The organism is Pseudomonas sp. B14(2022) (assembly GCF_012030485.1).
GTDB lineage: Bacteria > Pseudomonadota > Gammaproteobacteria > Pseudomonadales > Pseudomonadaceae > Aquipseudomonas.
The window spans coordinates 111,678-135,766 of record NZ_JAAUVM010000003.1; the positions used below are offsets into that span (position 1 = coordinate 111,678).

23 protein-coding genes are annotated in these 24,089 nt (G+C 60.3%); 9 read left to right on the top strand and 14 right to left on the bottom strand.

The features are described from left to right. Window positions 1-7: 7 nt before the first annotated feature. Complete coding sequence (locus HCF10_RS06340) at window positions 8-478, top strand: MaoC family dehydratase (RefSeq protein WP_003175719.1); 471 nt, start codon at window positions 8-10, stop codon at window positions 476-478. 136 nt (window positions 479-614) lie between these two features. On the opposite strand, the gene HCF10_RS06345 is transcribed toward HCF10_RS06340, so the two are convergent. After that, the gene (locus tag HCF10_RS06345) at window positions 615-1,082 is read right to left on the bottom strand and encodes a ferritin-like domain-containing protein (protein ID WP_032891010.1); all 468 of its coding nucleotides are present in this window, start codon (window positions 1,080-1,082) and stop codon (window positions 615-617) included. Window positions 1,083-1,288: 206 nt separating this feature from the next. Between HCF10_RS06345 and HCF10_RS06350 the strand changes: the two genes are divergently transcribed. Both HCF10_RS06350 and HCF10_RS06355 read left to right on the top strand, forming a co-directional pair. Next, window positions 1,289-1,525, top strand: a complete 237-nt coding sequence (locus tag HCF10_RS06350; protein ID WP_017139191.1) for a DUF3820 family protein — start codon at window positions 1,289-1,291, stop codon at window positions 1,523-1,525. Between the two features lie 10 nt (window positions 1,526-1,535). Continuing rightward, window positions 1,536-2,711, top strand: a complete 1,176-nt coding sequence (locus HCF10_RS06355) for an aminotransferase class V-fold PLP-dependent enzyme (protein ID WP_167655094.1) — start codon at window positions 1,536-1,538, stop codon at window positions 2,709-2,711. A gap of 101 nt (window positions 2,712-2,812) precedes the next feature. On the opposite strand, the gene HCF10_RS06360 is transcribed toward HCF10_RS06355, so the two are convergent. From HCF10_RS06360 to zwf, 3 genes are read right to left on the bottom strand one after another with little or no spacing between them, the layout of a single operon-like run. After that, window positions 2,813-3,478 carry a bifunctional 4-hydroxy-2-oxoglutarate aldolase/2-dehydro-3-deoxy-phosphogluconate aldolase gene (locus HCF10_RS06360; RefSeq protein WP_026067364.1) on the bottom strand — a complete coding sequence of 222 codons (666 nt, stop codon included), beginning with the start codon at window positions 3,476-3,478 and terminating at the stop codon, window positions 2,813-2,815. Between the two features lie 17 nt (window positions 3,479-3,495). Further along, the gene (gene pgl / locus HCF10_RS06365) at window positions 3,496-4,209 is read right to left on the bottom strand and encodes a 6-phosphogluconolactonase (RefSeq protein ID WP_167655095.1); all 714 of its coding nucleotides are present in this window, start codon (window positions 4,207-4,209) and stop codon (window positions 3,496-3,498) included. Continuing rightward, a complete protein-coding gene (gene zwf, locus HCF10_RS06370) occupies window positions 4,196-5,662 on the bottom strand; it encodes a glucose-6-phosphate dehydrogenase (RefSeq protein ID WP_131697854.1) in 1,467 nt (488 codons plus the stop codon). The genes pgl and zwf overlap by 14 nt, the downstream gene beginning before the upstream one ends. A gap of 219 nt (window positions 5,663-5,881) precedes the next feature. Here zwf and HCF10_RS06375 point away from each other — a divergent pair, with 219 nt between their 5' ends. Then, window positions 5,882-6,742 carry a MurR/RpiR family transcriptional regulator gene (locus HCF10_RS06375; protein ID WP_169898656.1) on the top strand — a complete coding sequence of 287 codons (861 nt, stop codon included), beginning with the start codon at window positions 5,882-5,884 and terminating at the stop codon, window positions 6,740-6,742. A gap of 69 nt (window positions 6,743-6,811) precedes the next feature. On the opposite strand, the gene HCF10_RS06380 is transcribed toward HCF10_RS06375, so the two are convergent. From HCF10_RS06380 to HCF10_RS06425, 10 genes are all read right to left on the bottom strand, one after another. Next, on the bottom strand, window positions 6,812-7,657 hold the full coding sequence (locus HCF10_RS06380; protein ID WP_145337881.1) for a D-hexose-6-phosphate mutarotase: 846 nt from the start codon (window positions 7,655-7,657) through the stop codon (window positions 6,812-6,814). 102 nt (window positions 7,658-7,759) lie between these two features. Continuing rightward, on the bottom strand, window positions 7,760-9,106 hold the full coding sequence (locus tag HCF10_RS06385) for a carbohydrate porin (RefSeq protein ID WP_131697856.1): 1,347 nt from the start codon (window positions 9,104-9,106) through the stop codon (window positions 7,760-7,762). Between the two features lie 85 nt (window positions 9,107-9,191). Beyond that, window positions 9,192-10,352: an ABC transporter ATP-binding protein gene (locus tag HCF10_RS06390; RefSeq protein ID WP_131697857.1), complete on the bottom strand. Its 1,161-nt coding sequence runs from the start codon at window positions 10,350-10,352 to the stop codon at window positions 9,192-9,194. Between the two features lie 2 nt (window positions 10,353-10,354). Continuing rightward, a complete protein-coding gene (locus HCF10_RS06395) occupies window positions 10,355-11,200 on the bottom strand; it encodes a carbohydrate ABC transporter permease (RefSeq protein ID WP_034115702.1) in 846 nt (281 codons plus the stop codon). Continuing rightward, a complete protein-coding gene (locus HCF10_RS06400; RefSeq protein ID WP_048726858.1) occupies window positions 11,193-12,101 on the bottom strand; it encodes a carbohydrate ABC transporter permease in 909 nt (302 codons plus the stop codon). Before HCF10_RS06400 ends, HCF10_RS06395 begins: the two co-directional genes overlap by 8 nt. 80 nt (window positions 12,102-12,181) lie before the next feature. Further along, window positions 12,182-13,468: an ABC transporter substrate-binding protein gene (locus HCF10_RS06405; RefSeq protein WP_131697858.1), complete on the bottom strand. Its 1,287-nt coding sequence runs from the start codon at window positions 13,466-13,468 to the stop codon at window positions 12,182-12,184. A 104-nt stretch (window positions 13,469-13,572) separates the two neighbouring features. Continuing rightward, on the bottom strand, window positions 13,573-14,832 hold the full coding sequence (locus tag HCF10_RS06410) for a D-mannose isomerase (protein ID WP_167655096.1): 1,260 nt from the start codon (window positions 14,830-14,832) through the stop codon (window positions 13,573-13,575). 152 nt (window positions 14,833-14,984) lie between these two features. Continuing rightward, window positions 14,985-15,830, bottom strand: a complete 846-nt coding sequence (locus tag HCF10_RS06415; protein ID WP_131697860.1) for an ATPase — start codon at window positions 15,828-15,830, stop codon at window positions 14,985-14,987. Between the two features lie 127 nt (window positions 15,831-15,957). Beyond that, window positions 15,958-16,956 (bottom strand): NAD-dependent epimerase/dehydratase family protein, encoded by a 999-nt coding sequence (locus tag HCF10_RS06420; protein ID WP_145337879.1) that lies wholly within the window; start codon window positions 16,954-16,956, stop codon window positions 15,958-15,960. A 52-nt stretch (window positions 16,957-17,008) separates the two neighbouring features. Then, on the bottom strand, window positions 17,009-17,902 hold the full coding sequence (locus tag HCF10_RS06425) for a LysR family transcriptional regulator ArgP (RefSeq protein ID WP_167655097.1): 894 nt from the start codon (window positions 17,900-17,902) through the stop codon (window positions 17,009-17,011). 100 nt (window positions 17,903-18,002) lie between these two features. On the opposite strand from HCF10_RS06425, the gene HCF10_RS06430 reads away from it, so the two are divergent. From HCF10_RS06430 to HCF10_RS06450, 5 genes are all read left to right on the top strand, one after another. Beyond that, window positions 18,003-18,404, top strand: coding sequence for an ACT domain-containing protein (locus HCF10_RS06430; protein WP_027605586.1), 402 nt, complete (start codon window positions 18,003-18,005; stop codon window positions 18,402-18,404). Between the two features lie 4 nt (window positions 18,405-18,408). Next, window positions 18,409-19,011 carry a LysE/ArgO family amino acid transporter gene (locus HCF10_RS06435; protein WP_131697863.1) on the top strand — a complete coding sequence of 201 codons (603 nt, stop codon included), beginning with the start codon at window positions 18,409-18,411 and terminating at the stop codon, window positions 19,009-19,011. 177 nt (window positions 19,012-19,188) lie between these two features. After that, entirely contained in the window at window positions 19,189-19,785 is a 597-nt protein-coding gene (locus tag HCF10_RS06440; protein ID WP_003212997.1) for a superoxide dismutase, read from the top strand. Between the two features lie 583 nt (window positions 19,786-20,368). After that, on the top strand, window positions 20,369-22,420 hold the full coding sequence (locus tag HCF10_RS06445; protein ID WP_167655098.1) for a putative bifunctional diguanylate cyclase/phosphodiesterase: 2,052 nt from the start codon (window positions 20,369-20,371) through the stop codon (window positions 22,418-22,420). A 126-nt stretch (window positions 22,421-22,546) separates the two neighbouring features. After that, a complete protein-coding gene (locus HCF10_RS06450) occupies window positions 22,547-23,890 on the top strand; it encodes an imelysin family protein (protein WP_131697865.1) in 1,344 nt (447 codons plus the stop codon). Window positions 23,891-24,089: the final 199 nt, after the last annotated feature.

Sequence of the window (24,089 nt, forward strand, 5' to 3'; positions counted from 1 at the left end):
CCTTTAGATGACCCAGGTAACCAACACCCCGTACGAAGCCCTTGAAGTCGGCCAGACCGCCAGCTACAGCAAGACCGTCGAAGAACGTGATATCCAGCTGTTTGCCGCCATGTCCGGCGACCACAACCCGGTGCACCTGGATGCCGAATACGCCAAGGCGACCATGTTCAAGGAGCGTATCGCCCACGGTATGTTCAGCGGCGCCCTGATCAGCGCGGCCGTTGCCTGTGAGCTGCCCGGGCCGGGCACTATCTATATCGGCCAGCAGATGAGCTTCCAGAAGCCGGTAAAAATCGGCGATACCCTGACCGTGCGCCTGGAAATCCTCGAGAAGCTGCCGAAGTTTCGCGTACGCATTGCCACCCGTGTGTTCAACCAGCGCGATGAGCTGGTAGTGGATGGCGAGGCGGAAATTCTTGCACCACGCAAGCAGCAGGTCGTGACCTTGACCGAGCTGCCGCCGATCAGCATTGGCTGAGTACGGTTTTAAGGCCAACACCATACAAATGTGGGAGGGGGCTTGCTCCCGATTGCGGTGGGTCAGTCATTGAAATATCGACTGATCCACCGCTATCGGGAGCAAGCCCCCTCCCACATTTGTTACACAGCAGGGCTTACGACTGAGCGCGAGCCTGGTTACGCAGGGCTTTTACCTGATCGTGATTGCGTTGTACGCCGTGATACTGACGCTCAACCAGGTCACGAATGCCCAGCAGGTTGTGCTTGTTGATCTTCTCGATGGCTTCTTTGTAAGCCTTCAGTGCGTGGTCTTCGCCGCGCTCGGCTTCGTTCAGCACAGCCTCTTCGTCTTTACCGGTAACCATCGACTTAACGTCGACCCAGCCACGGTGCAGGGCGCCGGCAACGCTGCCGGAATCTTCCGGATCACCGCCCAGGGCACGTACGGCGGTTTTCAGTTCGGCGGCGGCAGTGGCGCAGTCAGCGGAACGCTTGGCAAACAGAGCCTTGAGTTCCGGATGCTTGATGTCTTCAGCGCATTCCTTGAAGCCTTTCTGGCCGTCGATGCTGGTTTCGATCAGGTCGTTCAGTACGGAGATCGATTCTTTGTTGATGTCAGTCATTTTTCAATTCCTTAGGCAGGTGAAGAAGGGTTGCCTTAATGATTGCAGCGCCCATGCCAGGTTTTTAAAAATTACTTTTATGTTTATTTTCAATAACTTAAAAATATTTGAACCATCTGTATGTACGTTATTTGCATGATCTGTCATTTGGCCTTCATGCAGAATGCCTGTATTTTCGAAGATCTCGCCTCACTCACACGAAGCCCATGAATCCCGAAAAACTCGAACTGCTGATCACCCGCGAAATGCCCTTCGGCAAGTACAAGGGCCGGATCATCGCCGACCTGCCGGGTCCCTACTTGAACTGGTTCGCCCGCGAAGGCTTTCCCCACGGCGAGTTGGGCGGGTTGCTGGCACTGATGCAGGAAATCGACCACAACGGTTTGTCTGAACTGTTGGAACCGCTGCGCGTTAAACACGGTAAACCCGCCCCCCGCCATTAAGAGACTCGCCATGCCAAGGAATGCTGACAACGAACTTCACTGGCAGGCCATCGCCCAGCGCTATGCGCTGGAGCCCGGCCCGATCAACCTGGAGAACGGCTACTTCGGGCGCATGAGCCGCGACGTGCAGGCGCAGTACATGGAACACGTGGCGTTTATCAACCGCAGCAACTCGCTGTATGTGCGCCAGCGCTTCGAGCAAGGTGAAAACGTCGAGATCCGTCGCCAACTGGCGGGCCTGATCGACGTCGACCCCGAGGCAGTCGCCTTTACCCGCAACGCCACCGAAGCCCTGCAATCACTGATCCGCAACTACAACCGCCTGCAAGCCGGCGATCAGGTGCTGATCAGTGACCTGGAATACGACACCGTCAAAGGTGCGATGCGCTGGTTGGCGGGTGCTCGCGGTGTGGAAGTGATCGAGTTGTCCCACACTCATCCGGCCAGTTTCGACAGCCTGGTGCAGACCTATCGCAATGCGTTCGACCGGTACCCGCGCCTCAGGCTGATGGCACTTACCCATGTGACCCACCGCACCGGCCTGGTGATGCCTGTTGAAGCCATCGCCAAGGCTGCGCGTGAGCATGCCATCGACGTGATCCTTGACGGTGCCCATGCCCTGGGCCAGATCGAGTTCAACCTCGCCGAACTGGGCATTGCGTTCGCCGGATTCAACCTGCACAAATGGATCGGCGCGCCGCTGACCCTGGGGTTCCTCTATATTGCCCCCGAACGCCTGGCTGACATTGATCCGGACATGGGCGAGTTCCACTATCCCGTCAATGACGTGCGTGCGCGCACGTCGTACAGCACGCCGAACTTTCCGGCACTGATGACCTTGCCGCTGGTACTGCAAGAACATCGCGCGCTGGGTGGCGCGGCGGCCAAGGGCGCGCGGATCAATTACCTGAGGGATTTATGGGTGAGCCAAGTACGGCCGTTGCCGGGGATCGAGGTGCTGACGCCGGATGATCCACGGCTATATTGCGGGATTACAGCGTTCAAGTTCAGCGGGCGGGATCAGTTGGTGATGGTGGATCGCATGCTCGAGGACTACGACCTGTTCACCACCACGCGCACGGGTGCTGCGTTTGGTACCTGTATCCGCGTGACACCGGGGTTGGTGACGTCAGCAGCGGACATCAATGTCCTGGTCAACGCCATTACCGAGCTAAGCAGCGATTAAATGGGGGGCTCAGTTTTTTGCAGGCAAAAAAAAGCGGTACACCGACCAAGTGCACCGCAAAAATGCCGTTAAGCACAGCAACAACGATTCGATGAATCAGATCAATCCAGCAGCGCCAGCGCCTGCGCGGTGACTTCCTGGATGCGGGCCCAGTCGCCGTTCTTGACCCACTCCGGGTCCAGCATCCAGCTACCACCCACGCACATCACGTTTTTCAACGCCATGTAGCTTTTGATATTGGCCGGGCCGACGCCGCCGGTCGGGCAGAATTTCACTTCGCCGAACGGGCCGCCCAGGGCCTTGATCGCGGCAACGCCGCCGCTGACTTCGGCCGGGAACAGTTTGAAGCGGCGGTAGCCCAGGCCGTAGCCTTCCATGATGCCGGAGGCGTTGCTGATGCCTGGCAGCAGCGGGATCGGGCTGTGTACCGAGGCTTCCAGCAGGTCGCGGGTAATGCCGGGAGTAACGATAAATTGCGAACCGGCGACTTCCGCCGCTTCAAGCATGTGGCGGTCGAGTACGGTGCCGGCGCCGGTGCACAGTTCAGGCCGCTGCTCACGCAGCACCTGAATGGCCTTGAGGCCGAACTCGGAACGCAGGGTCACTTCCAATGCGGTCAAACCACCGGCTGCCAGGGCATCGGCCAGCGGCAGGATGTCCTGTTCGCGGGCGATGGTGATCACCGGCAGGATCCGCGCCTTGGCGCAGAGGCTGTCGATCAGGGCAACTTTATCCGCCATGGACACGGTCGGTTGAGGGCTTTTCATAGCGGCTGATCCTTGGCTCATGGGCACCAGTAAATCTCTAATGTAGGTTGCAAAAACGCGCGAATCGGCATGGCAGCAACGTCGTCACTGGCCAGGGCGGCGCTCAAGGTAGTCAATTTCGAACTGCCGGAAATCGACAGTACGGTGTAGTTGGCCGTAGCCAGCAACGCGCGACTCATGGTCAGGCGCTGGTGCGGCACGGTCGGCGCCAGCATCGGCCAGCAACGGCGCGTACCGTCGACCTGCAATGCCTCAGCGAGGTTCGGGCTGTTGGGAAACAGCGATGCGGTGTGGCCGTCATCGCCCATGCCCAGCACCAGCACATCAATAGCCGGCAACTCGGCCAGCAGGCGATCGGCCTGCTCGGCAGCGTCTTCAAGGTTGGCGGCGGCGCTGTACAGGCTGAGGAACTTGGCCTTGGCCGCCGGTCCTTGCAACAGGTGCTGCTTCAACAGGCCGGCATTGCTGTCGGCGTGTTCGACCGGCACCCAACGCTCATCGGCCAGGGTGATGGTGACCTTGGACCAGTCCACGCCTTGCTTGGCCAGGTTCTGGAAAAACGCCACGGGGCTGCGGCCACCGGACACCACCAGGATTGCCTCGCCACGGGCACTGATGGCCTCGCGCAGTTGTTCGGCCACGTCGTTGGCCAGGCCGTCCGCCAGCAGCACGGGCGTGCGGTACTCGTGGGCAGTCACGCCCCGAGGCAGTTTCAATTCAGATATCGCCATACCAAGACCTCCCATCCCGCGTGATCAGTGCAATCGAGCTCATCGGCCCCCAGGACCCCGCCGCATACGGCTTGGGCGCATCACCGGATTTTTTCCACCCGGCGATCAACTGGTCACACCACTTCCACGCGGCTTCGATTTCATCTTTGCGAACAAACAGGTTCTGATTGCCGCGCATCACTTCCAGCAACAACCGCTCGTAGGCATCGGGAATCCGTGCGCTGCGATAGGTGTCGGAAAAATTCAGTTGCAGAGGCCCGCTGCGCAGTTGCATGCCCTTGTCCAGGCCCTGCTCCTTGGTCATCACGCGCAAGGAAATACCTTCGTCCGGCTGCAGGCGGATGATCAACTTGTTGCTGATCTGCAGGCGCTGCTCGGGAGCGAAGATGTAGTGGGACGGCTCCTTGAAGTGGATGACGATCTGCGACAGTTTCTGCGGCATGCGCTTGCCGGTGCGCAGGTAGAACGGCACCCCGGCCCAACGCCAGTTACGAATATCGGCCCGCAGGGCGACGAAGGTTTCAGTGTCGCTCTGGGTGTTGGAGTTCTCTTCTTCCAGATAACCGGGCACCGGCTTGCCGGCGCTGTAGCCGGCGATGTACTGGCCACGCACCACCTGAGTGGTAAGGCCATCCGGGCTGATCGGCGCCAGGGCCTTGAGCACCTTGACCTTCTCGTCACGGATACTGTCGGCGGACAGGTCGGCCGGCGGGTCCATGGCGATCAGGCAAAGCAACTGCAGCAAGTGGTTCTGGATCATGTCGCGCAGCTGGCCGGCCTTGTCGAAATAGCCCCAACGGCCTTCGATACCGACCTGCTCGGCCACGGTGATTTCCACGTGGGAGATGTAGTTCTGGTTCCACTGGGTTTCGAACAGGCTGTTGGCGAAACGCAGGGCAATCAGGTTCTGGACGGTCTCTTTGCCCAGGTAGTGGTCGATGCGGTAGGTGCGGTTTTCCGGGAAGAACTGCGCCACGGCGTCGTTGACCTTGCGCGAGGATTCCAGGTCCGAACCGATGGGTTTCTCCAGCACGACGCGGGTGTTCTCCGCCAGGCCGACCTTGGACAGGTTCTCGCAGATCGCACCATACACCGACGCAGGCGTGGCGAAGTAGGCGATCAGGCGTTGTTCGGTGCCGGCCTTTTCCGCCAGAGCCACGTAGTCATCGGCTTTCATGAAGTCGACATGGACATAGGTCAGGCGCGCCAGGAAACGCTGGGCGATGCTCTCGTCCAGTTCCTTGCCGACATATTTACGCAATTCTTTTTCGATATGGGCCAGGTGTTGCTGTTCGGAACCGGCTTCCCGGGCCAGGGCCAGGATGCGGGTGTCGTCGTGCAGGAGCCCGGCGCCATCGAGTTGATAGAGGGCAGGAAATAACTTGCGCAGCGCCAGATCACCCAAGGCGCCAAACAGGGCAAAGGTGCAGGGTTCTACGGTTATCGAAGGCATGATGTTTGTTCTTTTATCAAGTTAAGCTACAAATACCTTTTTTCAAGGCATCACTCAAGGAAAAATGTAGTAATAACCACAACATTTTCCCGAAATACGCATTCCGAGTGGTGGTGTTCAGCTACCCTCAGTAGGATAGGCCACCGCAAAGGGCCACTCGTCGATTGGTTGCCGCCCTTTATTTGCATCGTCGCCCGAAGGAAAGACTGAATGGACCGCGTGCGAAATCTTCTGGAACAGATCCGGAACCGCCTCGAAGAATTGAACAAGGCTGAGAAAAAAGTGGCCGAGGTCATCCTGCTCAACCCGCAGCAGGCGACCCGCTTCTCCATCGCAGCCCTCGCCCAGGCCGCTTCGGTCAGTGAACCGACGGTCAACCGTTTCTGCCGCTCGTTCGGCGTCAGCGGTTACCCTGAACTTAAATTGCAGTTGGCGCAAAGCCTGGCCAGTGGCGCAGCGTACGTCAGCCGCGCCGTGGAGGCCGACGATAACCCCGAGGCCTACACCCAGAAGATCTTTGGCAGCGCCATCGCCTCGCTGGACGCCGCCTGCCAGGCCCTGGACCCGGCCCTGATCAGCAAGGCCGTGGACCTGTTGATCCAGGCGCGGCAGATCCACTTCTTTGGCCTGGGCGCTTCGGCGCCGGTGGCCATGGACGCGCTGCACAAGTTTTTCCGCTTCAACCTGGCGGTCACCGCCCACGCCGACGTGCTGATGCAACGCATGATCGCCTCGGTGGCCCACACGGGCGAGCTGTTCGTGATCATTTCCTACACCGGGCGCACCCGCGAACTGGTGGAAGTGGCGCGTATCGCCCGGGAAAACGGTGCGTCGGTGCTGGGCGTAACCGCCGAGAACTCACCGCTGGCCAAGGCCAGTACCGTCAGCCTGAATATTCCGTTGCCCGAAGACACCGACATCTATATGCCGATGACCTCGCGGATCATCCAATTGACGGTGCTGGATGTGTTGGCGACCGGCATGACCTTGCGCCGTGGCGTGGATTTCCAGCCGCATCTGCGCAAGATCAAAGAGAGTTTGAATGACAGCCGGTATCCGGTGGGGGATGAGTTTAACTAAGCCAGCCTGTGCGTTGGCTTCACTGGCCTCATCGGCGGCAAGCCCCCGATGAGGCCATCAACCACACCGCTAAGCCCCCGCCCTGGCCTGCAAACTGAGATGCGCCCGCTCCCCCGGCGCCAGGCTCGCCCCGGCCATCGCCGACTCCACGCACACAAACCCCGACGCCTCGTTGAAGCTCACCCCCAGCAGCGGCCGGCTGCCGGGATGCCATACCACGGTGTCGGCGCTGTCGCCGGTATCGATGCACAATTCACGCTGCCAGGCGTGATCCTTGAGGTGCAGTTCGCCGTCGTGTTGGAACACCCGCTGGCACCCGCCGTCCACGCGCAACTCGCCTTCCTGCTGGCACGCCTGGCGATTGAGCTGGTCGTAACCGTGCGCACCGTCGAGCCCAGACAGCGCTATCTCATCAACGTGACCAATACGCCAGTAAGCGTGCAAAGCATGGCTCAACTGGCACGGCAACTCGTCCTGATGCTCGGTGCTCAGGCGCAGTTCCAGGGTGTCGCCCAGGTGCGCGTGCAGGTCGACCTGCCAGTCGCACAGCTGCAATTGCCAATGCAGGCGCACGCCGTCGTCGTCGGTGCTGCTGTCGAGCAGTTTCCAGTCGATTAATCGCGCCCACCCATGGGACGGCCACGCGTTTTCGCTCGGATGGCGGCCATACCACGGCCAGCACACCGGCACGCCGCCACGGATGGCGCCGACTTGCGGCCACTTGGCCGCGCACCACAGCCAGGGTTTCTGGCCACGGGGCTGAAAGTGCAAGAGTTGCGCACCCTGGCGACTGAACACCGCTTGGCACAGCGGGTGGTCGATCACCAGCACGTCGCGCATCTGAAAGCGCTCCCAGGCGAACACTGGACGCTCGCGCAGGGATTTGAAAAAGCGTTGCAGCGGTTGCTCATGCATGTGCCACGGTCCTGAATGTCTTCACAATGCGGCCCAAAAAAAAGCGGATAGCCATGGCTACCCGCAAATGCGCACAGAGAGAAGGAGCTTATCGCAACAGCGTTAGAACGTAGACTGAATTTTCAGGCCCGCCACCAGCGCGTTGTCGACTTTATCCACGCCGCCCGGTTGGACAACGTATTGCAGGTTGGGACGCACGGTCAGCCAGTTGGTGACGTGGAAGCCGTAGTTGATTTCGAAGTTGTACTCGGTTTCGCGGATCGGCGAGAACAGCGGGTTGTCGTAGTCGGCTACACCGTTGGAAGCGTTGAGCAGTTCGGCGTTTTTCTTCACGTCATCGTTGACGTGCAGACGCGCAGCGCCAATGCCGACGTCATCTTTTGGACGCGCGTCGAATGGGCCTTTGTACACCAGCATCAACGACTGGTAGTTGTCGACCAGGTTGGTTTCCTTGTCGTGGAAGGTCGCGTTGGCGGCGATGTTCAAGCCACGGGAAGCGTCGCCGTTATGGGTGGTGAGTTGCTGTTGGGCAACGAACCAGTAGCCTTTTTTGCTGCTGCGGGTACGGTAGGCCGCACCAGTGGTGGCAGCATCGTTGCCATTGACGTCTTCACGAACGTCAGCAGCATCGGCGGCGCTCTTGTAGTAACCCACACGGTATTCGCCCGGCAGGTTATTAACCTTCGGCGACCAGACCAACTCAACCGGAATCACGGTGCCCTTGGTGCCGCTGCCGCTGAGCTTGAAGCCGTTGCCGTGCTCCAGCTGCGAAGGGTTCTGGTTGTACGCACCGATTTGCGCATACAGCTCAGGCGTGATGTTGTACTTCACGCGGATAGCGGCCTGGCTGACCGGCCAGTTGTACCAGGTGTTTACATAGTTACCGACCTGGGAGCCACAGAACGACAGGTTCTGGAAGTCGCACGGGAAGGTGTTGAAGTCTTCGCCTTCACCGAAGTAGCCGAGCTTCACGTCCAGCTTGTTGTCGAACATCTGGTGCTGGATCCAGAACTGGGTCAGACGCACCATGTGGCCACGACCGTAGACTTCCATGGACGAGCTCAGCGTGCCGGCACGCGGGTCGCCAATGCGGTCGTTGGAGATGTTCTGGCCATTACGGTTAGTCAGTTGGATCTTGGCCTGGGTGTTATCCCAGCCCCACAGCTTTTGCAGGTCCAGCGCTACGCCCAACCCGAACTGGTCGGAGTAACGGCCGGTTCTGTCATCGTTATAGCCGCCGCGCAGGTTGGCACCCATTTCCCCTACGTAGTCAGCCTTGATGTCGATACCTTGCTCGATCAGCTTGGTACGTTCACCGCCCCAATCGCCGGTCATCCATTTGGAATCGGCGCTGAATGCATCGGCCGCCATCGCATTGGCGGACAGTACAAGGGCTGCTGCCGCTGACAGTTGGCAGATCAGCCGGGTGTTGTTGTGTTGCTTTTTCATCCCTACATCCTCGTCTTTATTGTTATTAAACTGTTTTTATCTAACGCGGGTTACTTTTTTCATCTAAAACAACAACTTATCTACTTCAGCGACCTTTGAATTGGGCCACGTTGTCCGCATGCCCCTGTGCGGGCAATGAAGAAGCAGTGCCGAGGCGCTCGCCCGTGTTGGCGTCGAACAGCAATACCTTGGATGGATCGAATTGCAGTGTCAGGGTCTCGCCCACCTGCGGCGCCACATCAGGCGCCAAACGGCAGCAGACCTTGGTGTCATTGAGCTGCACAAACACCAGTGTGTCCGGACCGGTCGGCTCGGTGACCTGGACCTCGGCACGAATGCTCGATGAACCATTACCCTCACCCGCCGCCAACACGATCTGCTCCGGGCGCAGGCCCAGAATCACATCACGGTCTTCCAGACCGGCGTCGTTCATACCCAGCGGCAATTCGCAACGCGCCTGGCCGCTGTCGAGCAGCGCCACCAACTTCCCGTCCTTGCGTTTTAGGCGCATAGGAACGAAGTTCATCGGTGGTGAACCGATAAAGCTTGCCACAAATAGGTTAGCAGGGTCGTTGTAAATTTCTTTCGGCGTGCCGAATTGTTGGATGATGCCGTCCTTCATCACCGCCACTTTATCGCCCAGGGTCATCGCTTCGATCTGGTCGTGGGTCACGTAGACGGTGGTAGTTTTCAGACGTTGGTGCATCAGCTTCATTTCGGTACGCATCTCGACGCGCAGCTTGGCGTCGAGGTTCGACAGCGGTTCGTCGAACAGGTAGATCTTCGGCCGACGCGCCAGGGCCCGGCCCATGGCCACGCGCTGTTGCTGGCCGCCGGAAAGCTGGCCGGGCTTGCGGTTAAGCAGGTGTTCGATCTGCAGCAACTTGGCCACGCGCGCCACTTCGGCGTCGATATCAGCCTGGGGCATCTTGCGGATCTTGAGGCCGAACTCGATGTTCTGGCGCACGCTCATGGTCGGGTACAGCGCGTAGGACTGGAACACCATGGCGATGTCACGGTCCTTGGGGCTCATGCCGCTGACGTCCTGGTCGCCGATCATGATCGCGCCGCCGGTGATGGTCTCGAGGCCGGCGATGCAGTTCATCAACGTGGACTTACCGCAGCCCGAAGGGCCGACCAGGATCAGGAACTCCCCTTCCTTGATCGACAGTTCGATGTTCTTCAAGGTGTCGGGCAGGCCGGCGCCATAGGTCTTGTTTACATTGCGAAGTTCAAGCGTAGCCATGATTACCCCTTGACCGCGCCGGCCGTCAGGCCGCGCACGAAATACTTGCCTGCGATCACATAGACCAGCAGGGTCGGCAGCCCGGCGATCATCGCCGCCGCCATATCCACGTTATATTCCTTGGCCCCGGTGCTGGTGTTGACCAGGTTGTTCAGCGCCACCGTGATGGGCTGGGAGTCGCCACTGGAGAACACCACACCGAACAGGAAGTCGTTCCAGATCTGGGTGAACTGCCAGATCAGGCAGACCATGATGATCGGCGTGGACATCGGCAGAATGATCTGACGGAAAATGGTGAAGAAACCGGCACCGTCCAGGCGTGCCGCCTTGATCAGCGCATCCGGAATGCTCACGTAGTAATTGCGGAAGAACAGCGTGGTGAACGCCAGGCCGTACACCACGTGCACAAACACCAGGCCAGTGGTGGTGCTGGCCAGGCCCATCTTGCCAAGGGTGAACGACGCGGGCAGCAGCACGGTCTGGAACGGCAGGAAGCAGCCGAACAACAGCAAACCGAAGAACAGCTGCGAACCACGGAAGCGCCAGAACGACAGCACATAACCGTTCAACGCGCCGATGGCGGTGGAAATCAGCACGGCCGGCACGGTGATCTTGATCGAGTTCCAGAAGTAGCCATCCACAGTGGCCCAGGCCTTGACCCAACCGATGCCGCTGACCACGGTCGGCCAGCTCAGCAGGTTGCCGGTGCTGATGTCTTCCGGGGTCTTGAAGCTGGTGAGCAACATCACCACCAGCGGTACCAGGTACAGCAACACAGCAAGGATCAACACCGCGTAGATCGCGATGCGGCTCAGGCTGATGGCAGGTTTGGCAGCGAGACTAGTCATTACGCTTGGTCCTCAGCTCGGAGTAGAGGTACGGCACGATGATCGCGAGGATCGCACCGAGCATCAGGATTGCACTGGCCGAGCCCATGCCCATCTGGCCACGGCTGAAGGTGAACGAGTACATGAACATGGCGGGCAGGTCGGACGAGTAGCCCGGGCCACCGGCCGTCATGGCCGCCACCAGGTCGAAGCTCTTGATGGCAATGTGCGCCAGGATCATCACCGCACTGAAGAACACCGGACGCAGGCTGGGCAGCACCACGCTCCAGTAGATGCGCGGCAGGCTCGCGCCGTCGATCTGGGCGGCACGGATGATCGATTGATCAACGCCACGCAGACCGGCGAGGAACATCGCCATGATGAAACCGGAGGCTTGCCACACGGCAGCGATCACCAGGCAGTAGACCACACGGTCCGGGTCGATCAGCCAGTCGAGACGGAAGCCTTCCCAGCCCCAGTCACGCAGAAGTTTGTCCAGGCCCATGCCCGGGTTGAGCAGCCATTTCCAGGCGGTACCGGTGACGATCATCGAGAGCGCCATCGGGTACAGGTAAATGGTGCGGATAAAACCTTCGCGGCGGATTTTCTGGTCGAGGAAAATCGCCAGCGTCACGCCGATCACCAAGGTGATGCCGATAAACATCCCGCCGAAAAGCGCCAGGTTCTTGCTCGCCACCCACCAGCGGTCGTTGTCGAACAGCCGCTGGTACTGCGCAAGACCCGCCCATTTGTAGCTCGGCAGGAACGTAGACGTGGTGAACGAGAGCACAAACGTCCACAGGATGTAGCCGTAGAAGCCCACCAACACGATGAACATGCTGGGCGCCAGCACCAGTTTGGGTAGCCAGCGCTGCAGTGCATCGAACGGCGAGGCTTTGCTGAACACAGCAACAGAACTCATGGGGAAATCCAATACAGGGAAAAAGGACTACAGGAACAAGCCTTGTGAGGGGTTAGGGGTCCCCCTCACAAGGTCAGCTGTTACTTGGCTGACTTGATCGCAGCGCCGAGTTTCTTGGCGGTGTCGGCCGGGTCGGCTTTCGGGTCGTTGATGAAATTGGTCACGACATCAAAGAACGCACCCTGCACAGCCAGGGTGGTGGCCATGTTGTGCGCCATGCTTGGCTGCAGGCCGCCGGACTTGGCGTCTGCCAGGAAGTCCTTGGCAGCGGTCTGGGCGCAGGAGTCGAAGCCGAGCTTGTCCATTTCATTGAGCATGTCGGTACGAACCGGGATCGACCCCTTGTTGATGCTGAACACCTTCTGGAAGTTTTCACCCAGCACGACTTTGGCGATGTCCTGCTGGCCAGCGGCAGTGCCTTTGTCTTTCTGCTTGAACACCGCCAGGGAGTCGATGTTGTAGGTGAAGGCTTTGTCGGTGCCTGGGAACGCCACGCACTCGTAGTCTTTGCCGGCGACTTTCTTGGCGGCGGTCCATTCGGACTTGGCCCAGTCACCCATGATCTGCATGCCGGCCTTGCCGTTGATGACCTTGCCCGCTTCGAGGTTCCAGTCCTGGCCTTTGCCGTCGACGTCCATATAGGTCGCGACTTTCTTCAGCTCGGTCAGGGACTTGACCATTTCCGGGCCGGTCAGCGCAGCGTTATCCAGGTCGACCAGGGCTTTCTTGTAGCCATCGGCGCCCATTACCGACAGGACCACCGCTTCGAACACGGTGCTGTCCTGCCAAGGCTGGCCACCGTGGGCGAGCGGAATGAAGCCCGCGGCCTTGAGCTTGTCGCCGGCTGCGTAGAATTCTTCGAGGGTGGTCGGGTTCTTGGTGATACCGGCTTTCTTGAAAACTTCCGGGTTGATCCACAGCCAGTTCACGCGGTGGATGTTGACCGGTACGGCAACGTAGTCACCGTCGTACTTCACGGTGTCGGAGACTTTCTTGTCGAGCAGGGAATCCCATTTTTCGTCTTTGGCGACGGACTTCAGGACGTCGGTGTCGAGCAGGCCGGTGGACGCCCATTCCTGGATGTCGGGGCCTTTGATCTGGGCAACGCCTGGTGGGTTGCCGGCGACCGCGCGGCTTTTCAGCACGGTCATGGCAGTGGCGCCACCGCCACCTGCGACGGCACCGTCTTTCCAGGTGAAGCCGTCTTTCTCTACTTGGGCCTTCAGGACATCTACAGCCGCTTTTTCGCCACCCGAGGTCCACCAATGCACAACTTCAACCGTCCCTTTGGAGTCGGCGGCAAAGGCACTGAGGGGAAACAACGAGGCAACGGAAATAGCTACGGCGAGGCGATTAATCGCGTTCATCTGAATACCTTTTCTTGTTGTTATGCATGCAAGTCTAGAGCTTGCGCTGCACGGAGTTTAAACATGGTTTTTTCGAGCGCAGGTAACAAAGGGATGCACAAATGTCACCAACTGGTGACATAACACCCAGCGCCTAAAGCGCTGGCCATGCTCGGTGCCAGGGGCAGTGCAGGCAGCACGACCGCTTGCCAGGCATGGTACAGGTCCGGTTTGCCACCCCAGATAGTGCTGCTGGGCTGGTTGTGGGGGTTGAGTTCGTGGTGCCAGCTGCCGTGGATACGGTCGATGAAATGGGTGTCGCAAAACTCCCAGAAGCACCGGTACCAGGTTTCGTAATGCAGCTCCCCCGTGCGTTTGAGCAAGGCCTGGGCAGCGGCGCTGGCTTCAGCGTGAGTCCAGTGCAGACGCTCGCGCACGACCGGGCGGTGGTTCCAGTCCAGGGTGTAGACGATGCCGGGGGCGCCATCCACGGCCCAGGCATATTCGCAGGCGCTGGCGAACAGGCCCTTGGCGGCGCTCAGCAGCCAGTCCGGCGTGGCCAGCCCGGCCTGCAAGCGCGCGGCTTCCAGGTGCAGCAGCAGCCGCGCCCACTCAAAACCGTGGCCGGGGGTGATGCCGTAGGGGCGGAAGCCATCGGCGGGGTTGTCTTCGTTGTAATCGAGCAGGGGTTTCCACTGAGCGTCGAAATGCTCGATCACCATGAACTGATTGGCGGCGGCGTGGGTATGAATCACTCGCTCGACGATACGCAGGGCGCGGTCCAGCCAACGCGTGTCAGCGGTGACATCGGCCAGGGCCAGGAAGGCTTCGGTGGCGTGCATGTTGCTGTTGGCGCCGCGATAGGCTTCGACGCCGCTCCAGTCCCGGGCGAAGGACTCGAGCATCACGCCCTCCTCCTCACTCCAGAAGAACTGGTCGATGATAGAGATGGCGTCGCTCAGCAGGTTTTGCGCACCGGGCGCGCCCGCCACCGTGGCCGAGCTGGCGGCCAGGGCGACAAAGGCATGCAGGTAGGCAGCTTTGCCGGTATTGCCGTCCAGGGCCTGGGGCGTGGCGAACCAGCCACCGTGTTCGCTATCACGCAAAGGTCCGCCCAGGGCCGCAATACCGTGCGCCACCAGCTCGGCATAACCCGACAAGCCCATGGCATGGGCCATGGCGAAGCTGTGGGTCATGCGCGCGGTATTCATGGTTTCGGCATGGGCATCGGCCGGCAACTGGCCTTTGTCGTCGAGGTTGCCAAAACCCTCAGGCAGACGGGAGGCCTTGGCGAATGCCAGCAGGCGCTGGCCTTCGGCGGCGAGCCAAGCGTGATGGGCAGGTGCATTCAGCCAACTGCTGGCAGGCAGTGGTTGCGTGGTCATGGGTGGCCCTTATTATTTTTTGTGGGATGACCGGAGTCTAAACAAGGGCGAGGTGGGGGCAAGTAACGAAGGGGATGGGAAATGTCACCAGACGGTGACATTCAAGCCGCTTAAGCGGCCTGTGGCGAGCGGGCTTGCCACAGGCCCGAATATTACTGGCCGAGCGGCGTGACAGCCGCTGACGCGTTGAGGCGCTGATTCAGGTTCTGCACCTGGCTCTGCAAGGTGGTGATATTGCGCGTGGTCTGGATGCGGAACACGTCGAACTCTTTATTGGTCGGCGCATCGCTGTTAGCCGGTTGGCTGTCCTGCGCACTTTTGAGTACCACCAGGTCCTGCTCAAGACGGGCGATGGCTGCGCTTGGGTTACCTTGTTTTTTCAAGGCAGCCACATCAGCGACCAATTCCTTTATCTCGGTATCGCGCTTGCCGGCATCGCCCTGCGCTGCCTTCAGGGTGGCCACAGCATCGGTCAAGGCCTGCACCTGGCCTTGCAGCTTGGCATTGGCGCTCGACAACTCAGTGGTGCTGGCAGTCATTTGCGCCAGGCGCGTGTCCAGCTCGGTGGCCTGGCCGGCAACGCCGAGCTGCTGCTTGCCCTGCTCCAGCAACTGGTTTTCCAGCTGTTTGATCTGCAGTTTCAATGCTTCGCTGCCGTTGTTCACGTTGGCTTCACTGGCTACGACCTTGCCGGAAATGTCCTGCAGACGCCCTGCCGCTTCTTCGCTGATGCGCGCAAAGCTCTCCTGGGTGGCAACCAACTGCTGTCCCATCAGGGAGATCTGCTGGAAACTCCACCAGGCCAGGCCGGCGAAGGCGATCAGCAGCGCACCGATCAGTGCCCATAGCGGGCCGGTGCTGGCCCCCTTGACCTTGACCACGGGCGTGTTACGCGAACGCACCGAGGTGGCCGGGGAAGGTTCGAAATCATCGTCATCCCCAAGATCGGCCCGCAGGCTGGGAATGTTGTCGAAATCGTCTTTAGCATCGTTGCGCATGAATCAACCCTGAATCGGTGAGTTAGCTGGCTGGAAAGCCGAGCGACGGGAGTATAAACCCCAACCCCATCGCGTTGATCGACCCGGAACCTGGAATTCGGTTCCCGATGTGTTGCCTGTTGTGACCTTATTTGAACCCGGGATCCTGGGCCTTCCACCAACCGCAGAACTCGTCGAGAGCGGTCCACAGGCTGACCTTGGGCTCGTAATCCAGATAATGCCTGGCCCGGCTGATGTCGAGGGTGAAATCTTTGTTCATTACCTGCATGCCCAGGCGCGATAACGCCGGCTCCGGACGACCGGGCCACATCGCGCAAAAGGCTTCGTTAAGCGCCGCGACGCTGTAGGACAAGCCGTAGGAGCGATAACGGGTCACCTGGGGCAACTCCATTTGGCGCATCACGTAATTCACCACATCCCACACCGGCACCGGCGTGCCATTGCTGATGTTGTAGGCCTTGCCCAGCGCCGAACCGGTGGCCAGCAAACTGCTGAGCAGCGCTTCGTTGAGGTTGTGCACACTGGTGAAGTCGACTTTGTTGAGACCGTCGCCGACGATGGCCAGGCGGTTCTTGCGCTGCATTTTCAACAGGCGCGGGAAAATACTCATGTCACCGGCACCGGTAACGAAACGCGGACGCAGGGCCAGCACCTCGAGACCGAACTCCTGGGCGCCGAACACTTTCTGCTCGGCCAGGTACTTCGTGGCGGCATAAGGGTGCTTGAAGCGCTTGGGGACTTGCTCTTCGGTCAACCCGAGATGATCGCGCCCGTCGAAGTAGATCGACGGCGACGACAGGTGCACCAGACGGCCCACGCGCTGCTTGAGGCAGGCTTCCACGACGTTTTCAGTCACCAGCACATTGCCTTGATGGAAGTCCTGATACCTCCCCCACAAGCCCACGGCGCCTGCACAATGCACCACGGCTTCGACATCGCGGCACAGATCGCGCACCAGGTCGGCGTCACTCAAGTCACCCTGGATAAACTCGGCACCACGCCGAACCAGGTGCTCCACACCCTCGGCGCGCCGCCCGTTGACCCGCACGTCCAGGCCCTGCTCCAGGGCGAAACGCGCAAAGCGCCCGCCGATGAAGCCGCTTGCGCCGGTGACCAGAATCTTCATGTATTACCCCGTGTCCTTTCATTTTTCATCGCTGTTGCCTTGACGACCGTCATCAGTCCAACGGCACCAACCATTGCCCACAGGCTTGGGCCAGATGGTCGGTCAACAGGCCCAACAGCTGCCCGCCGCTGCGCCAATGATGCCAGTACAACGGCACATCAATGGGCTTATCTGGCAATAACTCGATCAGTACGCCCTTTTCCAGCTGGCCGCGCACCTGTAACTCAGGCACCAGCCCCCAGCCGAGCCCCGCTTCCGCCAGGCGTATAAAGCCTTCGGACGATGGGCATAAATGGTGTTCGAAACCACCGTCCACGCCCAGAGACGCCAGGTAGCGGTGCTGCAGGAAATCATCCGGGCCAAACACCAGCGCCGGTGTGCGGGCCAGTTGGTCGGCGCGGACGCCCTCCGGGAAATGCCGTGCAACAAACGCCGGACTGGCCAGCGCCCGATATCGCATGGCGCCGAGCAACAGGCTGCGGGCACCGGCCACCGGGCGTTCACTGGCGCAAATGCAGGCCGCCACCTCGCCGGCACGCATGCGCTTGAGCCCCACCGTCTGGTCTTCTACGACCAGATCCAGCAGCAAATGCTGCTCGGCACAAAAGTCACTGACCGCCTCGGCCCACCAGGTGGCCAGGCTGTCGGCATTCAGGGCGATGCGCAGGCGCTCAGGCATGCCTTCTTCGTCCAGCGCCGGCACCTGGCTTTGCAGGTCGCGCTCCAGCAGCCGCACCTGCTGCACATGGTTAAGCAAACGCCGACCAATATCGGTGGGCGCCGGCGGCGTAACCCGCACCAGCACCGGCTGGCCGATGCGTGCTTCCAATAACTTGATGCGCTGGGAAATCGCCGATTGCGACAGCCCCAATACCTGGGCACCGCGCTCGAAGCCGGCCTGTTCCACCACCGCCGCCAGGGCGGAAAGCAATTTATAGTCGAACATCAGTTTCTCTAATGAGCGATCAGTAATATTGGTTTTTCTTATACAGCCTGCGCCATGAGAATAGCCAGCATCGCTTCTCTCTTTATAAGGACCCTTCATCATGGCTGGCGAAACCGCCCTGGCAACCCTACTGCGCAGCATGAGCCCGCAGCTCAATGACGGTGACTACGTGTTCTGCACCCTGCCTGACCATCGCATCCCGGCCGGTTGCGAGGCCATCGGCAGCTTTCGCGAGCAGGAAGGGTTGACCCTGATCCTGGAACGACGGCAGGCGGAACAGGCCGGCCTGGCGTTCGACTACATCGCCGCGTGGATCACCCTGAATGTGCATTCAGCGCTGCAAGCCGTGGGCCTGACGGCCGCCTTTGCCAGTGCGCTCGGCAAGGCCGGGATCAGTTGCAACGTAATCGCCGGTTACTACCACGACCACCTGTTCGTCGGCCGCGCGGATGCCGAGCGAGCCATGGACGTATTGCGCCAACTGGCAGCGACTTCGGAGTAATGGTATGTGGCAAAGCTATCTGAACGGATTATTGGTGGCCCTGGGGCTGATCATGGCCATCGGCACGCAAAACGCATTTGTATTGGCGCAAAGCCTGCGCCGTGAACATCACCTGCCGGTGGCAGCATTGTGCGTGGTGTGCGACGCCTTGCTCGTGGCCGCCGGGGTATTCGGCCTGGCGACGGTGCTGGCACAAAGCCCGCTCTTATTGGCGATTGCCCGCTGGGGCGGCGCTGCATTCCTGCTGTGGTACGGCACCCTGGCGCTGCGCCGGGCATTTTCGACACAGGGCCTGGCGCAAGGGGGCAACCTCAAGGTCCGTTCATTGCGTGCCGTGTTGCTCAGTGCCTTGGCGGTCACGTTGCTCAATCCTCATGTGTACCTGGACACGGTGCTGCTGATCGGCTCACTGGGCGCGCAACAGACCGAACCCGGCGCCTACGTGGCCGGGGCCGCGAGTGCATCGTTGCTGTGGTTCGCCACCCTGGCGCTCGGCGCGGCCTGGCTGGCGCCGTGGCTGGCACGCCCGGCGACATGGCGCCTGCTGGACTTGCTGGTGGCGGGGATGATGTTCAGCGTGGCCTACCAATTAATAAGCGCACAGTGAACTTATTCCAAAAGGCTCTGGAACCTCTATCCCACACAGTTGTTGCGTGGTTTTGCCGCACCCCCGGTGCTATGATCCGGACCCTGCGCCGCAAAGAGTACAAACTCCCCGGCGCTTGTTTGGCCGCCCGTGATCGGCCTTGCGCTCACCGCAACTGACCTGATTAGGAGAATCATCATGGCTTTCGAATTGCCGCCGCTGCCCTACGCACACGATGCCCTGCAGCCGCACATCTCCAAGGAAACCTTGGAATACCACCACGACAAGCACCACAACACCTATGTCGTGAACCTGAACAACCTGGTGCCAGGCACCGAGTTCGAAGGCAAGACCCTGGAAGAGATCGTCAAGTCTTCTTCGGGCGGCATCTTCAACAACGCCGCTCAGGTCTGGAACCACACCTTCTACTGGAACTGCCTGGCACCAAACGCCGGCGGCCAACCTACCGGCGCGCTGGCTGAAGCCATCAACGCTGCGTTCGGTTCGTTCGACAAGTTCAAGGAAGAATTCACCAAGACGTCCGTCGGCACCTTCGGTTCCGGCTGGGGCTGGCTGGTGAAAAAGGCTGACGGTTCCCTGGCCCTGGCCAGCACCATCGGCGCCGGCAACCCGCTGACCAGCGGCGACACCCCGCTGCTGACCTGCGACGTGTGGGAACACGCCTACTACATCGACTACCGCAACGTGCGTCCAAAGTATGTGGAAGCGTTCTGGAACCTGGTCAACTGGAAGTTCGTGGCTGAGCAGTTCGAAGGCAAGACCTTCACTGCCTAAGCAACCCTTACAGTAAAAAGAGCCCGGCGAATGTGCCGGGCTTTTTTATGGGCGCGATGCAACCACAAGGGCAGGCAAAGACCCACGGAACTCAACGACAAGAAATGACCACCCAGGCGGCAGGAGGAATGTCCCTCTTAATTGATGTAGGAGAGTGTAATTATGGCAATCGCAGGCGCAGGCGCAGCAGCAGTGGCGGCCCCAATAATCTCAACCGTCGCCCCGATGGCGATAGACCTCGGGATTAAAACCTTAGGAATGGCAATCAACACAGGCTCGTCGCTGGCTAAATCCATGACAGACGCGCAGAAAGATAATCCAAACCAGGTACCAGCCGGGTAAAAGCCGCAGCGTTCGCTTCTCAGGGCTTCCAGGGAAGCGAAAAGCGCAGCCTCTCCCCGTCCATCGCTCGCCTGATTGAACCACCTCTCCATTTCACCCCGCGCCCGCCAACACTACCCGCCTCAGGCTCACCCAGCGCCACAAAGTACCGTAAGCCGCAATGTCCCTTTGACTGCAATCACGGGATTGCCAATACTCATGGCATATTGAAGGCCACCCGCATGAGACAAGGAATGCCCCTTTGAAGCTGGAACTCAAGAACAGCTTGTCGGTGAAGTTGCTACGGGTTGTGCTGCTGTCGGCGTTGATCGTGGGCGTGACGCTGAGCGTGGCGCAGATCGTTTTCGATGCCTACAAGACGCGCCAGGCCGTGGCCGGTGATGCCCAGCGCATCCTCGACATGTTTCGCGACCCCTCGACCCAGGCCGTCTATAGCCTGGACCGCGAGATGGGCATGCAGGTGATCGAAGGGCTGTTCCAGGACGAGGCGGTGCGCATGGCCTCCATCGGCCATCCCAACGAAACCATGCTGGCGGAAAAAAGCCGCGCCTTGCAGCACTCCCCCAGCCGTTGGCTCACCGACCTGATTCTTGGCCAGGAACGCACCTTCACCACTTCATTGGTCGGCAAAGGCCCCTACAGCGAGTATTACGGCGACCTGAGCATTACCCTCGACACCGCCACTTACGGCCAGGGCTTTCTCGTCAGTTCGGTGATCATCTTCATTTCCGGCGTGTTACGCGCCTTGGCCATGGGCCTGGTGTTGTACCTGGTTTACCACTGGCTGCTGACCAAACCGCTGTCGCGGATTATCGAGCACCTTACATCGATCAACCCGGACCGTCCCAGCCAGCACAAGATCCCGCAACTCAAGGGGCACGAGCGCAACGAGTTGGGGTTGTGGATCAACACCGCCAACCAGTTGCTCGAATCCATCGAGCGTAACACCCACCTGCGCCATGAGGCGGAATCCAGCCTGCTGCGCATGGCCCAGTACGATTTTCTCACCGGCCTGCCGAACCGCCAGAAACTGCAGGAGCAACTGGACAAGATCCTCATCGACGCCGGCCGCCGCCAGCGCCGCGTCGCCGTGTTATGCGTGGGGCTGGATGACTTCAAGAGCGTCAACGAGCAGTTCACCTACCAGGCCGGCGACAAATTGCTGCTGGCCCTGGCCGATCGCTTGCGCGCCCACAGCGGTCGCCTCGGCGCCCTCGCCCGCCTGGGGGGCGACCAGTTCGCGCTGGTACAGGCCGATATCGACCAGCCCTACGAAGCAGCCGAACTGGCGCAAAGCATCCTCGACGACCTGGAGGCGGAGTTCGCCCTCGACCACGAGGAAATTCGCCTGCGCGCCACCATCGGCATCACCTTGTTTCCCGAAGATGGCGACAGCACCGAGAAGCTGCTGCAAAAAGCCGAACAGACCATGACCCTGGCCAAGAGCCGCTCACGCAACCGCTATCAGTTCTATATCGCCAGCGTCGACAGCGAAATGCGCCGCCGCCGCGAACTGGAAAAAGACCTGCGCGATGCCCTGGGTCGCGACCAGTTTCACCTGGTCTACCAGCCGCAGATCAGCTATCGCGACCAGCGTGTGGTAGGCGTGGAAGCCCTGATCCGCTGGCAGCACCCGGAACACGGCCTGGTGCCTCCGGACCTGTTCATCCCGCTGGCTGAACAGAACGGCACCATTATTCCGATTGGCGAATGGGTGCTGGACCAGGCCTGTCGACAATTGCGCGAATGGCATGACCTGGGTTTCACCGAACTACGCATGGCAGTCAATCTGTCCACCGTGCAACTGCACCACACCGAGTTGCCACGGGTGGTCAACAACCTGATGCAGATCTACCGCCTGCCGCCGCGCAGCCTGGAACTGGAAGTCACCGAGACCGGCCTGATGGAAGACATCAGCACCGCCGCCCAGCACCTGTTGAGCCTGCGCCGCTCCGGGGCATTGATCGCCATTGATGACTTCGGCACCGGCTATTCCTCCTTGAGCTATTTGAAAAGCCTGCCGCTGGACAAGATCAAGATCGACAAAAGCTTCGTCCAGGACCTGCTGGACGACGATGACGACGCCACCATCGTTCGCGCGATTATCCAACTGGGCAAAAGCCTGGGCATGCAGGTCATCGCCGAAGGCGTGGAGACCGCGGAGCAGGAGGCTTACATCATCTCCGAAGGCTGCCATGAAGGTCAGGGCTACTACTACAGCAAACCCCTGCCGGCCCGGGAGTTGGCGGCTTTTTTGAAGCAGGCCGAGCGCAATAGCGCGGCCATTCTCTGATCTGGTAAAACGATACTGAATATTTCCTGCGTATAACCCTTTACACAAAATGCAAATCTTTCGCATTATGTCGCAGTTTTGCGCGACCCCCGCGCGCCCATCAACAACCGAAGCAGGATGTTCGCCATGATTCGTATGCCCCTGGCCACCGCCAGTCTGCTGGCCATTGCCATTTCTCTCGCCGGTTGCGGCGAAGGTAAAGACAAGCCCGCAGCCAACCAGGCGCCGACCCCGGCTGCCAGCACTACCGCTCCAGCGGCTGCCACCCCTGCCGGCCAGGTCGACGAAGCGGCCGCCAAGGCCGTGGTTGCGCATTACGCCGACATGGTCTTCGCGGTGTACAGCGATGCTGAGTCCACCGCAAAAACCCTGCAAACCGCGATCGATGCCTTCCTCGCCAAGCCCAACGACGAAACCCTGAAAGCCGCCCGCGCCGCCTGGGTTGCCGCTCGCGTTCCATACCTGCAGAGCGAAGTGTTCCGCTTCGGCAACACCATCATCGATGACTGGGAAGGTCAGGTTAACGCCTGGCCGCTGGACGAAGGCCTGATCGACTACGTCGACAAATCCTACGAGCACGCCCTGGGTAACCCTGGCGCTAACGCCAACATCATCGCCAACACCGAAGTTCAGGTCGGCGAAGACAAGGTCGACGTGAAGGACATCACCCCGGAAAAACTCGCCAGCCTCAATGAGCTGGGCGGTTCCGAAGCCAACGTCGCCACCGGCTACCACGCCATCGAATTCCTGCTCTGGGGCCAGGACCTGAACGGCACCGGCCCAGGCGCCGGCAACCGCCCTGCGTCGGACTACCTGACCGGCGACGGCGCAACCGGCGGCCACAACGAGCGCCGCCGCGCCTACCTGACCGCCGTGACCCAACTGCTGGTCAGCGACCTGCAGGAAATGGTCGGCAACTGGAAACCCAACGTCGAAGACAACTACCGCGCCACCCTGGAGGCAGAACCTGCCACCGAAGGCCTGCGCAAAATGTTGTTCGGCATGGGCAGCCTGTCCCTGGGCGAGCTGGCCGGTGAGCGCATGAAGGTTTCCCTGGAAGCCAACTCGCCGGAAGACGAACAGGACTGCTTCAGTGACAATACCCACTACTCGCACTTCTACGACGCCAAGGGCATCCGCAACGTCTACCTGGGCGAGTACACCCGCGTCGACGGCACCAAAATGACCGGCGCCAGCCTGTCGTCCCTGGTGGCCAAGGCCGACCCTGCTGCCGATACCGCGCTGAAAGCAGACCTGGCGGCGACCGAAGCGAAGATCCAGGTCATGGTTGATCACGCCAACAAGGGTGAGCACTACGACCAGTTGATCGCGGCCGGTAACGACGCGGGCAACCAGATCGTACGTGACGCCATCGCCGCCCTGGTCAAGCAGACCGGTTCGATCGAGGCCGCTGCTGGCAAGCTGGGCATCAGCGACCTGAACCCGGATAACGCTGATCACGAGTTCTGATCAGTGCCGTGTTGAATGAGGCGACCTTCGGGTCGCCTTTTTTTTACCCCCCGGAACCCATGTGGGAGGGGGCTTGCTCCCGATAGCGGTCTGTCAGAGAAGAAAGTATCTGCTGCCCCCCCGCCATCGGGAGCAAGCCCCCTCCCACATTTGATTGGCGTCGCTTTCAAGGCCCGGTTTACATGCCCTGCACCCCAGG

What these genes read in the sequence shown, in the direction of transcription:
- HCF10_RS06340 (WP_003175719.1), top strand. Translation starts at nt 8, where the DNA reads ATGACCCAGGTAACCAACACCCCGTACGAAGCCCTTGAAGTCGGCCAG.
- HCF10_RS06345 (WP_032891010.1), bottom strand. Translation starts at nt 1,082, where the DNA reads ATGACTGACATCAACAAAGAATCGATCTCCGTACTGAACGACCTGATC.
- HCF10_RS06350 (WP_017139191.1), top strand. Translation starts at nt 1,289, where the DNA reads ATGAATCCCGAAAAACTCGAACTGCTGATCACCCGCGAAATGCCCTTC.
- HCF10_RS06355 (WP_167655094.1), top strand. Translation starts at nt 1,536, where the DNA reads ATGCCAAGGAATGCTGACAACGAACTTCACTGGCAGGCCATCGCCCAG.
- HCF10_RS06360 (WP_026067364.1), bottom strand. Translation starts at nt 3,478, where the DNA reads ATGAAAAGCCCTCAACCGACCGTGTCCATGGCGGATAAAGTTGCCCTG.
- pgl (WP_167655095.1), bottom strand. Translation starts at nt 4,209, where the DNA reads ATGGCGATATCTGAATTGAAACTGCCTCGGGGCGTGACTGCCCACGAG.
- zwf (WP_131697854.1), bottom strand. Translation starts at nt 5,662, where the DNA reads ATGCCTTCGATAACCGTAGAACCCTGCACCTTTGCCCTGTTTGGCGCC.
- HCF10_RS06380 (WP_145337881.1), bottom strand. Translation starts at nt 7,657, where the DNA reads ATGCATGAGCAACCGCTGCAACGCTTTTTCAAATCCCTGCGCGAGCGT.
- HCF10_RS06385 (WP_131697856.1), bottom strand. Translation starts at nt 9,106, where the DNA reads ATGAAAAAGCAACACAACAACACCCGGCTGATCTGCCAACTGTCAGCG.
- HCF10_RS06390 (WP_131697857.1), bottom strand. Translation starts at nt 10,352, where the DNA reads ATGGCTACGCTTGAACTTCGCAATGTAAACAAGACCTATGGCGCCGGC.
- HCF10_RS06395 (WP_034115702.1), bottom strand. Translation starts at nt 11,200, where the DNA reads ATGACTAGTCTCGCTGCCAAACCTGCCATCAGCCTGAGCCGCATCGCG.
- HCF10_RS06400 (WP_048726858.1), bottom strand. Translation starts at nt 12,101, where the DNA reads ATGAGTTCTGTTGCTGTGTTCAGCAAAGCCTCGCCGTTCGATGCACTG.
- HCF10_RS06405 (WP_131697858.1), bottom strand. Translation starts at nt 13,468, where the DNA reads ATGAACGCGATTAATCGCCTCGCCGTAGCTATTTCCGTTGCCTCGTTG.
- HCF10_RS06410 (WP_167655096.1), bottom strand. Translation starts at nt 14,832, where the DNA reads ATGACCACGCAACCACTGCCTGCCAGCAGTTGGCTGAATGCACCTGCC.
- HCF10_RS06415 (WP_131697860.1), bottom strand. Translation starts at nt 15,830, where the DNA reads ATGCGCAACGATGCTAAAGACGATTTCGACAACATTCCCAGCCTGCGG.
- HCF10_RS06420 (WP_145337879.1), bottom strand. Translation starts at nt 16,956, where the DNA reads ATGAAGATTCTGGTCACCGGCGCAAGCGGCTTCATCGGCGGGCGCTTT.
- HCF10_RS06425 (WP_167655097.1), bottom strand. Translation starts at nt 17,902, where the DNA reads ATGTTCGACTATAAATTGCTTTCCGCCCTGGCGGCGGTGGTGGAACAG.
- HCF10_RS06430 (WP_027605586.1), top strand. Translation starts at nt 18,003, where the DNA reads ATGGCTGGCGAAACCGCCCTGGCAACCCTACTGCGCAGCATGAGCCCG.
- HCF10_RS06435 (WP_131697863.1), top strand. Translation starts at nt 18,409, where the DNA reads ATGTGGCAAAGCTATCTGAACGGATTATTGGTGGCCCTGGGGCTGATC.
- HCF10_RS06440 (WP_003212997.1), top strand. Translation starts at nt 19,189, where the DNA reads ATGGCTTTCGAATTGCCGCCGCTGCCCTACGCACACGATGCCCTGCAG.
- HCF10_RS06450 (WP_131697865.1), top strand. Translation starts at nt 22,547, where the DNA reads ATGATTCGTATGCCCCTGGCCACCGCCAGTCTGCTGGCCATTGCCATT.